At 71.9% G+C, this 11,900-nt stretch carries 10 protein-coding genes and 3 tRNA genes; 9 read left to right on the top strand and 4 right to left on the bottom strand.

Annotation, left to right across the window (positions count from 1 at the left end):
* Nucleotides 1–71: 71 nt before the first annotated feature.
* Nucleotides 72–1,331: an isochorismate synthase gene (locus tag OXR63_RS13035; protein WP_267423896.1), complete on the bottom strand. Its 1,260-nt coding sequence runs from the start codon at nt 1,329–1,331 to the stop codon at nt 72–74.
* Between the two features lie 175 nt (nt 1,332–1,506).
* Between OXR63_RS13035 and OXR63_RS13030 the strand changes: the two genes are divergently transcribed.
* From OXR63_RS13030 to OXR63_RS13015, 4 genes are all read left to right on the top strand, one after another.
* Nucleotides 1,507–2,325, top strand: a complete 819-nt coding sequence (locus OXR63_RS13030) for a demethylmenaquinone methyltransferase (RefSeq protein WP_267423895.1) — start codon at nt 1,507–1,509, stop codon at nt 2,323–2,325.
* A gap of 48 nt (nt 2,326–2,373) precedes the next feature.
* On the top strand, nt 2,374–3,450 hold the full coding sequence (locus tag OXR63_RS13025) for a polyprenyl synthetase family protein (protein WP_267423893.1): 1,077 nt from the start codon (nt 2,374–2,376) through the stop codon (nt 3,448–3,450).
* A gap of 80 nt (nt 3,451–3,530) precedes the next feature.
* Entirely contained in the window at nt 3,531–4,958 is a 1,428-nt protein-coding gene (locus OXR63_RS13020; protein WP_267423891.1) for an FAD-dependent oxidoreductase, read from the top strand.
* Nucleotides 4,959–4,961: 3 nt separating this feature from the next.
* Nucleotides 4,962–6,059: a heparan-alpha-glucosaminide N-acetyltransferase domain-containing protein gene (locus OXR63_RS13015; RefSeq protein WP_267423889.1), complete on the top strand. Its 1,098-nt coding sequence runs from the start codon at nt 4,962–4,964 to the stop codon at nt 6,057–6,059.
* A 330-nt stretch (nt 6,060–6,389) separates the two neighbouring features.
* Here OXR63_RS13015 and cls read toward each other — a convergent pair whose 3' ends face one another.
* Nucleotides 6,390–7,850: a cardiolipin synthase gene (gene cls / locus OXR63_RS13010; protein ID WP_267423888.1), complete on the bottom strand. Its 1,461-nt coding sequence runs from the start codon at nt 7,848–7,850 to the stop codon at nt 6,390–6,392.
* A 41-nt stretch (nt 7,851–7,891) separates the two neighbouring features.
* Complete coding sequence (locus OXR63_RS13005) at nt 7,892–8,380, bottom strand: YajQ family cyclic di-GMP-binding protein (protein WP_267423886.1); 489 nt, start codon at nt 8,378–8,380, stop codon at nt 7,892–7,894.
* Between the two features lie 113 nt (nt 8,381–8,493).
* Here OXR63_RS13005 and OXR63_RS13000 point away from each other — a divergent pair.
* The 5 genes from OXR63_RS13000 (at nt 8,494) to OXR63_RS12980 (ending at nt 11,339) form a co-directional block, all read left to right on the top strand.
* A tRNA-Tyr gene (locus OXR63_RS13000) sits at nt 8,494–8,575 on the top strand.
* A 292-nt stretch (nt 8,576–8,867) separates the two neighbouring features.
* Complete coding sequence (locus tag OXR63_RS12995) at nt 8,868–9,689, top strand: inositol monophosphatase family protein (protein ID WP_267423884.1); 822 nt, start codon at nt 8,868–8,870, stop codon at nt 9,687–9,689.
* A gap of 107 nt (nt 9,690–9,796) precedes the next feature.
* Nucleotides 9,797–11,071, top strand: a complete 1,275-nt coding sequence (locus OXR63_RS12990; RefSeq protein ID WP_276584779.1) for a M23 family metallopeptidase — start codon at nt 9,797–9,799, stop codon at nt 11,069–11,071.
* Nucleotides 11,072–11,161: 90 nt separating this feature from the next.
* Nucleotides 11,162–11,233 (top strand) — tRNA-Thr (locus OXR63_RS12985).
* A 32-nt stretch (nt 11,234–11,265) separates the two neighbouring features.
* Nucleotides 11,266–11,339 (top strand) — tRNA-Met (locus tag OXR63_RS12980).
* A 165-nt stretch (nt 11,340–11,504) separates the two neighbouring features.
* Here the strand turns inward: OXR63_RS12980 and OXR63_RS12975 are convergent.
* Nucleotides 11,505–11,891 carry a hypothetical protein gene (locus OXR63_RS12975; RefSeq protein WP_267423882.1) on the bottom strand — a complete coding sequence of 129 codons (387 nt, stop codon included), beginning with the start codon at nt 11,889–11,891 and terminating at the stop codon, nt 11,505–11,507.
* Nucleotides 11,892–11,900 lie beyond the last annotated feature (9 nt).

The following is an 11,900-nucleotide window of genomic DNA, read 5'->3' as shown; positions in this document are numbered from 1 at the left end:
GCTCGCACCAGCCGGGGGACCGCGCACGGTGCGAGGCTGCTGCCGCTGCTGCCGCCGCCCCGCCCCGCCCGCTACGCGAGCGCGTCGCGGATCGGGCGGAACTTCAGCGCGGTCTCGGCGACCTCGCGCGCCGGGTCGGACCCGGCGACGATGCCCGCGCCCGCCCACGCGGTGACGGTGCCGTCCTCGTCGATTTGGGCGCTGCGGAGCGCGAGCATCCACTCGCCGTCACCGGACGCACCGAACCAGCCGACCGGGCCGGCGTAGCGGCCGCGGTCGCCCCCTTCGAGCTCGGCGACGAGGCGGACGGCGACGTCCGTCGGGGTGCCGGCCACGGCGGCGGTCGGGTGCAGGGCGTCCGCGACGTCGAGCGAGGTGGTGCCGACCGGGAGCGTCGCCTGGACGTCGCTCGCGAGGTGCCAGAGGTTCGGCAGCTGCAGGCGGAAGGGCTCAGGGTCCACGCGGAGGTCCGTGGCGAGGGGCCGCAGGGCGTCGACCAGGCTCGCGATGGCGAAGGTGTGCTCCTGGACGTCCTTCGCGCTCCCGGCGAGGGCCTCGGCCGCCGCACGGTCGGACAGCGGGTCGCTGCCTCGCGCGGCGCTGCCGGCGAGCACCCGTGCCGTGAGCCGGGTGCCGTCGGTGCGGGCGAGCGTCTCCGGTGTCGCCCCGACGAGCCCGTCGACGGCGAACGTCACGCACTGGGGGTAGGTCGCGGCGAGGTCGAGCAGGAGCGCACGCCGATCGGCCCCGGCGGGCAGCGTCCCCACGAGGTCGCGTGCCAGGACGACCTTGCGGGCGTCGCCGGCGGTGATGCGGCGGACGGCCTCGGCGACCGACGCGGCGTAGGCGTCCTCGTCGATGCGGCCGGGGCCGAGGGCGACGGAGAGGTGCCCGCCCACCTGGGGGACCGGGACGGACGTCCTGGTGAAGGCGAGCGGCTCCGGGTCGACGGTGGTGTCGACCGCGGTCAGCCAGGCCTTGCCGCGCCGACGTCCGACGACGACCCGCGGGACGATGAGCACGCTCGTGGCGGCGGAGTCGTCGGCGAACGCGAACGAGCCGAACGCGACGAGCCCGGAGCCGCGGAGCTGCACCGGGTCGTCCACCTGCGCGGTCGCGACGATCGAACGCCAGACACGGGCGGCGTCACGCATCCGCTCGGGACCGGAGAACTCGTACCGGACGGCCTCACCGATGCCGACGATGCCGTCCCCGTTGCGCACGAACGCGAGCGGCTGGTCGGGGAGCGTGTGGCGGAGCACGGCGCCCGGGTCGTCGAGGATCCGGGTCGAGACCGTGAGCGGCGGGGCCGCCGTGGCGGATCGGGACACGCTCTGATCGTACGCGCCGGGCGGCCCCCGGACCGTCGCGGCGGCGGTGCGTGGCTGACGCGTCCTCGGAGTGTGGTCGGTGCCCGGCCGGTGTCGGTGACGGCCAGGCGAGGTCGGTCGCACCGACTCGCCGCACGTCCCGGGAACGCACGGCACCGCCCTCTAGGATTGGACCGTGAGCAGAGCGGACATGCAGAAGCGGCCGGACGAAGTGGCGGCCATGTTCGACGACGTCGCGGAGAAGTACGACCTGACGAACGACATCCTCTCCGCCGGCAACGCCCCGCTGTGGCGGGTCGCGACCGTACGCGCCGTCGACCCCCAGCCGGGCGAGCGCGTCCTCGACATCGCCGCGGGCACCGGGACGAGCGCCGCCGTGCTCGCCAAGAAGGGTGCCGAGGTCACCGCACTCGACCTCTCCGCGGGCATGATCGCCGTCGGTCGGCAGCGCCACCCCGAGATCACGTTCGTCGAGGGCGACGCGGAGCACCTGCCCTTCGAGGACGACACCTTCGACGCCGTCACGATCTCGTTCGGCCTCCGCAACGTGAACGACCCGATGCAGGCCCTCGGCGAGATGCTCCGGGTGCTCAAGCCCGGCGGCCGCGTCGTCATCTGCGAGTTCTCCACGCCGCCGCTCGCCGCCCTGCGGTTCGGGTACTTCTCGTACCTCAAGCGCGTCCTCCCGGGGATCGCCCGCGTCTCGAGCAGCAACCCCGCCGCCTACCGCTACCTGGCCGAGTCCATCGAGGCCTGGCCCGAGCAGCAGGTGCTCAGCCAGTGGCTGCGCGGCGTCGGCTTCACCGTGGTCGCCCACCGCAACCTGACCGCCGGCATCGTCGCGCTGCACCGCGGCCGCAAGCCCGTCGCCGGTACCGTCCGCGAGTCGGCGGCACGCCGGGCCAAGGCGCGCCGCGACCACCACGCCACCGGCGAGCAGCCGACGGTCGACCCGACCGCCGATCGGCCCGGTGCCGACTCGGCCGACAGCTGACCGGTCCCTCCCCCCGCACACGGACTTCCCCCGAACACGGAGCACCACTTGAACCCGAGCGTCCCGGTCGCACGCCGCGCACCGAGTCTCCGAGCGTCGCTCGGCATCGGCGAGCGGTTGTTCGCCAGCCCCACTGAGCGCCGGTTCATCAGCGCCGTGGACGACGGACTCGAACTCGTCGAGCAGGGGCTCGAGGACGCCATGCGCTCCGCTGACACCCTGGCCGACACGACGAGCCGGTACCTGCTCTCCGCGGGTGGCAAGCGGATCCGCCCGACGCTGACCCTGCTCATCGCGCAGCTCGGCAACGGCGTGACCGACCACGTCGTCAAGGCCGCGGTGAGCGTCGAGACGACTCACCTGGCCTCGCTCTACCACGACGACGTCATGGACGAAGCGCCCGTGCGCCGAGGGGTCCCGGCCGCGCACGTGACGTACGGCAACAACGTCGCGATCCTCACCGGGGACCTGCTCTTCGCCCGCGCCAGCCTGATCACCGCCGACCTCGGGCCCGAGGGCATCCGGATGCAGGCCGAGACCTTCCAGCGCCTCTGCATGGGGCAGCTGCACGAGACGACGGGCCCGCAGCCCGAGGACGACCCGGTCGAGCACTACATCCAGGTGCTCAGCGACAAGACGGGCTCCCTCATCGCGACCGCCGCGCGCGCCGGGGTGCTCTTCTCCGGGGCGGACCGCGCCTACCTCGAGGCCGTCGGCACCTTCGGCGAGAAGGTCGGCGTCGCCTTCCAGCTCGTCGACGACGTCATCGACCTCGCCCCGGCGAAGGACAAGACCGGGAAGATCGCCGGCAACGACCTGCGCGCCGGTGTCGACACCCTGCCGCTGCTCCAGCTCCGTCGTCGTGCGGCGACCGAACCCGGCGCAGCAGCCCTGGTGGAGCGCATCGAACGGGACGTCACCGGCGCTCCCGACGACGCCGTCACCACCGACGCCTACCTCTCCGCCGTCGCGGCCCTGCGCGACCACGAGGCCACCGCCGCGACCCGTGCGCTCGCGGCGCAGTGGGCCGGCGAGGCCGTCGTCGCCCTCGAACCCCTGCCCGACGGCGTGGTCAAGCGGGCCCTCACCCGCTTCGCGGAGTCCGTCGTGGACCGCAGCCGCTGACCGTCGGCACCACCGCCACACGGACGACGGCGACACCGCCCGTCCCCGGAGCACACCGCTCGAACGAACTGGAGACCCACGTGCCCACCCTCCGCCTCGCCATCGTCGGCGCCGGTCCCGCCGGCATCTACGCCGCGGACATCCTCCTGCGGGAAGCACACGCGTACGACGTGTCGATCGACCTCTTCGAGCAGCTCCCGGCGCCGTACGGTCTGGTCCGCTACGGCGTCGCGCCGGACCACCCCCGCATCAAGGGCATCATCAACGCGCTCCGCGACGTGCTCGACAGCGGGCACATCCGCATCTTCGGCAACGTCGAGTACGGCAAGGACATCACCCTCGACGACCTCAAGAAGCACTACAACGCGGTCGTCTTCTCGACGGGTGCGGTGAAGGACGCCGACCTCGACGTCCCGGGTGTCGAGCTCGAGGGCTCCTACGGCGCGGCGGAGTTCGTCAGCTGGTTCGACGGGCACCCCGACGTGCCGCGCACCTGGCCCCTCACCGCCGAGAGCGTCGCGGTCATCGGCAACGGCAACGTCGCGCTCGACGTCTCCCGCATCCTCGCCAAGCACGCCGACGACCTGCTGCCGACCGAGGTGCCGGACAACGTCTACCAGGGGCTCAAGGCCTCCCCGGTCACCGACGTCCACGTCTTCGGCCGCCGCGGCCCGGCACAGGTGAAGTTCACCCCGCTCGAGCTCCGCGAGCTCGGTGAGGTCCCGGACGTCGACGTCGTCGTGTACGACGAGGACTTCGACCACGACGAGGCCTCGCTCACGGCGATCCAGACGAACAAGCAGGTCATGGTCATCGACCGCGTGCTGCAGCAGTGGCGCAAGCGCGAGGTCGGCACCGCCAGCCGCCGCCTGCACCTGCACTTCTACGCGAAGCCGCTCGAGTTCGTCGGCGACGACCAGGGCCGCGTCGCCGCGATCCGGTACGAGCGCACGCGTCCGAACGGGCAGGGCGGTGTCGAGGGTACCGGCGAGATCCGCGAGATCCCCATCCAGGCCGCCTACCGCGCCGTCGGCTACTTCGGGTCGCCGCTGCCGGGGCTGCCCTTCGATGAGCGTCGCGGCGTCATCCCGAACCACGAGGGCCAGGTCCTCGACGACGACAACCAGCAGATGCCGGGCGTCTACGCGACGGGGTGGATCAAGCGCGGACCGGTCGGCCTCATCGGTCACACCAAGTCCGACGCGATGGAGACCGTCCAGCACGTCGTCAACGACCAGGCCCAGTGGTGGACGCCGGAGGACCCCTCCGACGAGGCCGTGCCGGCACTGCTCCGCGAGCGCGGGGTCGAGTACACGGACCTCGACGGCTGGCACCGCCTGGACGAGCACGAGATCGCCCTCGGTGCGCCCCATGGCCGCGCCCGGGTCAAGGTCGTCCCGCGCGAGGAGATGGTCGACGCCTCGCTCGGTCGCATCGACGCGCCGAGCATCGTTGCCCCGAACCTCGACGCACCGAGCATCGACGCACCGAGCATCGACCAGGTCTGACGAATGACCGCCGTGCGCCCCGCCCCGGTCACCCGGGTGCGGGGCGCTCGCTTGTCCGGGGTCGACGTGGCCCGCGCGGTCGCGTTGCTCGGCATGATGGCCGCGCACGTCGGAGGCATCACCGACCACCTCGACTGGTCGGACCCGTCGTCCTGGTCCGCCGTCGTGAACGGCCGGTCGTCGTCGTTGTTCGCCGTCCTCGCGGGCGTCTCGGTCGGCCTGGTCAGCGGCCGCACGAGCCCGCCCGGGCCGCCGGAGATCGGTCGCGTCCGGGCACGCCTCGGGATCCGCGCCGTCCTGATCGTCATGATCGGTGTGGCGCTGATGCTGCTCGGCACGCCGGTCTACGTCATCCTCCCCACCTACGGCGTGCTCTTCCTGCTCGTCCTGCCCGCGCTCCGCTGGCCCCGGTGGGCCGTGTTCTCCGCCGCGGGGGCGTGCGCGCTGCTGTCCGCGCCGTTCGCGGTCGCGATCGCGCCCCTGTTCGCCGGCACCAGCTCCTTCGAGCAGGAGCTCGGCCTGGTCTACCCCGTGGTCACCTTCCTGACCTACGTCCTGGTCGGTCTCGGCGTCGCCCGGAGCGGCCTGGAGGCTCGCAGCACCCAGGTCGCGCTCCTCGCGTCCGGCGTCGTGGTCGCCACCACCGCCTACGTCGTCGGCGTGGTGTCCGCGCCGATCTCGGCCGACGCGGGGAACGCCTTCCCGGGGGTGCCGTACGTGCCCCGGGGTTCGACCGCGGGACAGGCCGTGGTGCAGGTGTTCCTCTCGCCGCGCGACCACTCGTCCTCGATCGTCGACGTCGTGGGCACCGTCGGGGTGGCGCTCGCGGTCATCGGGCTGTGCTCGCTCCTCGTCGACGGGCGCGCGAGGATCGTCCAGCGCATCGCGTTCCCGCTCGTCGCGATCGGCTCGATGCCGCTGTCGATCTACGCGCTGCACCTCGTCGTGATCGCCGCGGTGCCCGGACTGCCGCGAGGCCTCGCCACGTGGTGGTGGTTCGCCGTCGGTGCGGCGGTGTTCGCGATGCTGTGGCAGCGGTTCCTCGGGCGAGGGCCGCTCGAACGCCTGATCGCCCACATCGCGAGCACCGTCCCGCGCTGACCCCGCCCGTGACGCCCCCGTCCGCACGAAACGCCCCTGTCTGCGCGGAACGCCCCTGTCTGCGCGGAACGCCCCTGTCTGCACCGAACACCCCTGTCTGCGCGAGACGCCCCCGTCTGCGCCGCGGCCGACCGCCGGTGCGAGGTTGTCCACCCCGTGCGAGGACATGGGCCCGCACCGAGTGCACGACCTCTCACGGGGCGGACCGCCTCGCACGGTGCGAGCCATGCACGACCTCGCACGGGGCGGAGCGCCTCGCACGGTGCGAGCCGCAACCGCCAACGCCACCGCAGCCGACGTGGCGGACGCGGGGGAGCCTCCCGGCCGGCGCTACTGCAGGGCCGCGGTGAGCCGCGCGACGTTGTCGAGCACCTGGGACCGACGCGTCCGGCCGAGCCACTCGTCGAGGTCGAGCTCCGTGCTCTGCGAGCGGTAGGCGTCCTGCACGCCGCGCAGGGCGTTGACGAACCGCTCGCCGCGCACGAGCACCGAGATCTCGAGGTTCAGGCTGAACGAGCGCATGTCCATGTTGCTCGACCCGATCACCGCGACGTCGTCGTCGATCGTGAAGTGCTTGGCGTGCAGGACCGTCGGGGCCTTGTACAGCCAGATCTTCACGCCCGCGCGGAGGAGGCCCTCGTAGTAGGACCGCTGCGCGTGCCACGTCATCGCGTGGTCGCCGATCTCACCCACGAAGAGCTCGACCTCGACCCCGCGCTGCGCCGTCGTCGTGATCGCGTAGAGCATCGAGTCGTCGGGGACGAAGTAGGGCGAGGTGATCGACACCCGCTTCTGCGCCGAGTACAGCAGCGCGTTGAACAGGCGCAGGTTGTTCTCGCCGTCGAAGCCCGGCCCCGACGGGACGACCTGGCAGTCGAGGGCGTCGCCACGGTCGGCACGGTGGACGGGGTCGCTCTCGCGGAGCAGGAGCTCGTCGGTCTCGCTGTACCAGTCGGTCACGAACAGGGCGTTGATCCCCGCGACGACCGGCCCCTCGAAGCGGGCGAACAGGTCCTTGTAGGCCAGACCCCGCGCGATGTTGCCCTTGAGGTCGTACGACTTGTCGATGAGGTTCTGCGACCCGGTGAACGCGATCGAGCCGTCGATCACCATGATCTTCCGGTGGTTCCGCAGGTCCGGGCGCTGGAACTTCCCCTGCAGCGGCTGCAGCGGGAGCATCAGGTGCCACTCGATGCCGGCGTCGTCGAGGAACGCGAGGGTGTCCTTGAACGCCGGGTACCCGCGGCTCGCCCAGTGGTCCATGAGGAAACGGACCCGCACGCCACGCGCCTGTGCCCGCGCGAGGGCGTCGAAGAACGGTCGGGTGGTGTCGTCGAGCGTCGCGATGTAGAACTCGACGTGCACGAAGCGCCGCGAGCCGTCGATCGCCCGGGCCATCTCGAGGATCGCGTCCTCGGAGTCGGGGTAGAGCTCCGCGGAGTTGCCACCCACCAGCGGCATCGCGCCGAGCTTCCGGTTCAGCTCCGTGATGCTCTCGAACCACGGCGGCCACGGGTGGTCACGGCGCACCCGCTCGATGCCCTCGGTCTGCTCGAGGATGTACGCGTTGATCTCGGTCTGCTTCTCACGCCGGGCCTTCGGGAGCTTCGTCGACCCGATGATGAGGAAGACGATGAACCCGATGTAGGGGATGAGGAAGATCGCCAACAACCACCCGGTCGCCGTCTGCGGCTTGCGGTTGATCGGGACGTAGATGATCGCGAACACGCGGATCGCGAAGTCGAGCAGGACCAGCAGGACGGTCAGGGCGACGGTGAGCCAGTGCTCCACAGGGGTGTCGTGTCGTCAGCGGGTCGGCGCGGGCGGGCGCGTCAGCGGAAGTTGATGAACTGGAGCGGGACGTCGAACTCTTCGCCCTTGAGCAGCTGGATGGTGTTCTGCAGGTCGTCGCGGCTCTTCGACGAGACCCGGAGCTCGTCGCCCTGGATCTGGCTCTTCACCGTCTTCGGGGCCTGTGCCCGGAGGAACGCGCCGATCTTCTTCGCGACGTCCTGCTCGATGCCGTTCTTGAACTTGACCTCGATGCGGAACTCCTTGCCCGAGGCGTACGGCTCGCCGGCGTCGAGGCTCTTCAGGCTGATGCCGCGCTTGATCGCCTTGGACTCGAACACGTCGAGGACGGCCGTCGCACGCTCGGCGGTGTTCGCCTTGATGAGGACGTCCTCGCCGCTGAACGCGATCGAGGCGCCGACACCCTTGAAGTCGTAGCGCTGCTCGATCTCCTTGGCGGCCTGGTTGAGGGCGTTGTCCGCCTCCATCTTGTCGACCTTGCTGACCACGTCGAAGGAGCTGTCTGCCATGCCGACCACCCTATCCGGCGACGCCGACCTCGGGTGGTCACGACCACGTTCAGCCATCCGGTATGCTGTTCTGGCGCCTCCGGTTGGTGATCACACGGGCTGGGTGCGCACATGGCGAGTTACCCAAGCGGCCAAAGGGATCTGACTGTAAATCAGCCGGCGTAGCCTTCGGGGGTTCGAATCCCTCACTCGCCACGTGTTCATTCGCTGAAGAACGCTCTGCGAGTGGCCGAGGAACCAGAGCAGGGCCCCGTTTCTGACGGGGCCCTTTCTCGTTGCACCCTCGCGTGACGCGGTCGTGCCGGACTGGAGGCTCGGTGCCAGCTGGCACTGCGCCTCCAGTCCGTCAGTCGCGCACATTCCTTCCCCTCACGCCCGCGACGGGAAGTCGAATCGCGCGTCGGAGACCGGGAGAACGGACGCGCAACGCGCGATCCCACCGCCCGCGCCTGGGACCACCACCCGCCCGTGCTGGGAGGATCAGCGCATGAGTGCTGCGCCGACCCCGACCGAACTCGCCGACCTCGCGGAGTCCATCGCGACCGAAGCCGCGGCCCTCGCCGCCCGACACCGAGCAGAAGGCGTCGAGGTCGCCGACCGGAAGTCGAGCATCGCCGACGTCGTCACCGCCGCGGACCAGGAGGTCGAGGACCTCATCCGCGCCCGCATCGCCGCCGCCCGTCCCGACGACGCGTTCTTCGGCGAGGAGACCGGCGCGAGCACCGGCAGCACCGGCCTCACCTGGGTGGTCGACCCGATCGACGGCACCGTCAACTACCTCTACGGCAGCCCCGCCTACGCCGTCAGCATCGGCGTCGTCCGCGGCGAGCCCGACCCCGCACGCTGGGAGCCCGTCGCCGGCGTCGTCATCGCACCGGCGACCGGGGACGTCTTCCGGGCCGTCGCGGGGGAGCCCGCGACGCTGAACGGCACGCGCCTGAGCGTGTCCGAGCCGGCGTCCCTTGCCGAGACCCTCGTGGCCACCGGGTTCGGGTACACCGTCGACCGCCGCCGGGAGCAGGTCGCGGTGCTCGCCGGGCTCCTCGGCGACGTGCGGGACATCCGCCGTGGCGGGTCCGCCGCGCTCGACTGCTGCGCCGTCGGTGCCGGCACGGTCGACGCCTACTACGAGCGCGGCATCAACCCGTGGGACATGGCCGCCGGGTCGATCGTCGCCGTGTGCGCTGGCGCCGTCTCCCGCACGTGGGAGGCGGGCGGCACCCGGTCCTTCCTGTTCGCCGCACCCTCGATCGCGGAGGAGCTCGAGGTCCTGGTCCGCCGGGCGGAAGGGGACGTCCTCGGCGGCTGAGGGCTGCAGTGCCCCTCCCTCTGGGCGCATCTGTGGGCATGCCCACGACTGGCGTGACGCCGTGACCCCTGGTAGCGTCGTCGAGTCCCGTTATCTGCTCGTTACCAATGAGCGCATCTGCCCCGATCAGGATCATCACCGCACGTATGCCCCAGACTCCGCTCTCGCCCGTCGTCTCCGGACGAACCACCACCGACGCAACGGCGCAGTCCCCGCAACCGACCTCGGTCGTGCACCTCACCCGCCGCGCCCGCATCGAAGCGGAACGCGCGGCCGTGAAGCAGGGCGTCCAGCGCATGTCGGCGTCGGACACCCCCGTGCTGCCGGCTCCGGTCGCCGCCGCTCCGACGGGCACCGCTCCGGTCTCGCCCGTCACCACCGGCTCCGCTGACTCCGCCGCGATGCCCGTGACGCCGCCGGCCCCCGCGTCCCCGGTCCTGCCGGCCTCGGCGTTCGGCCCCGTGACGCCCCCGGCGCCGAGCTCGCCCGTCGTCGCACCGACCACGAAGCGCGCCAGCACCCGTCGGCGCACCCCGTCGGCCGCCACGAAGCGCGCCAGCACCCGTCGGCGCACCCCGAAGCCCGCGCCCGTCGCGAAGAAGCCCGCGGCCGTCCGCGTCGACCGTGCGACCCGCCACCTCGGAGCCGTCCAGCGCCCGACCGCGGTGCCGACCCCGCGCGGGGGAGCGGCCTTCCGCCGGAACGCCTCGCGCGTCACGGCCGTCGGCGCGCTGCTCTTCGCCGCCGGTCTGGTCGTGTCGACCTCGCTGCCCGCGCAGGCGCTCTACACCGCAGAGCCCGGTTCGCCGATCGCTGCCGCTGCCGCTGCCGGTGACGCGCAGTCCTTCCGCGCCGGCGACACCACCACGGGGTCGATCGACCGCGACGCCTACACGGTGACGGCCGCCGCCGCGCAGCCCAAGGTCACGGACTCCTCGTCCTTCACGAACGACCCCACCGGCACCATCCAGTGGCCGTTCCTCACCGGCGTCCCGATCACCTCCGGGTTCGGCGGGCGCCAGGTCGCCGGCTGTTCCTTCTGCTCCACGAACCACCAGGGCGTCGACTTCGCCCCGGGCGCCGGCACCCCGATCCACGTGATCGCCGCCGGCACGGTCGTCAAGGTGCAGGCCCACGACGGCGGCTTCGGCAACGACGTCTGGGTCGAGCACGAGGTCGACGGCAAGCAGTTCACGAGCGTGTACGGCCACATGCAGGACAACTCGTTCCAGGTCATGCAGGGCCAGCAGGTGCAGGTCGGGGACGTCCTCGGCCTCGTCGGCAGCACCGGCAACTCCACCGGCCCGCACCTGCACCTCGAGGTGCACGTCGACGGCGTCCCGGTGGACCCGCTGGCGTGGCTCAAGGCCAACGCGAACTGACCTCCGCGGACGGCACGCCCGGGCGTCGCGGTCGGTTCCAGACCACCGTCCGGGTTCTGCTATCCTCGTGTGGTGCCGCTCGCGGTACACGCCCCGATAGCTCAGTGGTAGAGCACTTCCATGGTAAGGAAGGGGTCGTCAGTTCAATCCTGACTCGGGGCTCCGACCCGGCGTGAACACAGCGCCGGATCTCTGGCGGGGTAGCTCAGTTGGTTAGAGCACACGACTCATAATCGTGGGGTCGCGGGTTCAAGTCCCGCCCTCGCTACCGCAAGCCCGGCGTCCGCGCCGGGCTTTCGTCGTTCCCGGGGCGCGATGCCGCGCGGCCAGCCGGACGGGAGGCTCCCCACCGGTCCGCCACCGAGCCTCCCGTCTGCGCCCTGGCGCCTCACCGACACGAGGCTCCCCGCCCGCGTTGCTCGCCGCCCGCGCGCTACCGCGCCCGGTCCACCCGCCCGACGAGCACGCCCGCGGACCGCAGGGCACCCTCGACCGAGGACGTCACCTGCTGCCAGCGCGCCCGTCGCCGCGACGCCCCGATCGACCCGCCCGCGACGGCGGTGCAGTGCGCCGCGTGCCGGAGCGTCAGGAGTGACCGACAGCCGGTCGTGGAGACGACGACCTCGTAGCGGCGGTACTCACGGGACGGATGGACCATCGCCCCGAGCAGCGTCGTCAGCACCCGGTTGCCGGACGTGGCGGTGATGGAGCCGGGCAGGGCCTCGACCCGGTGCCCCGCGGTGCGGAGCGCGGAGCCGGCGGCCTCCATCGCGGTCCGTCGATCGCCGGTGTGGACGGCGAACTCGATCGTGTCCTCCATGGTTCCCCC

Origin of the sequence: Curtobacterium sp. GC_Cur_3 (genome assembly GCF_026544205.1) — a bacterium.
GTDB lineage: Bacteria > Actinomycetota > Actinomycetes > Actinomycetales > Microbacteriaceae > Curtobacterium.
Note: the sequence above shows the minus strand (reverse complement) of the source record. Positions and strands in the feature narration are given on the sequence as shown.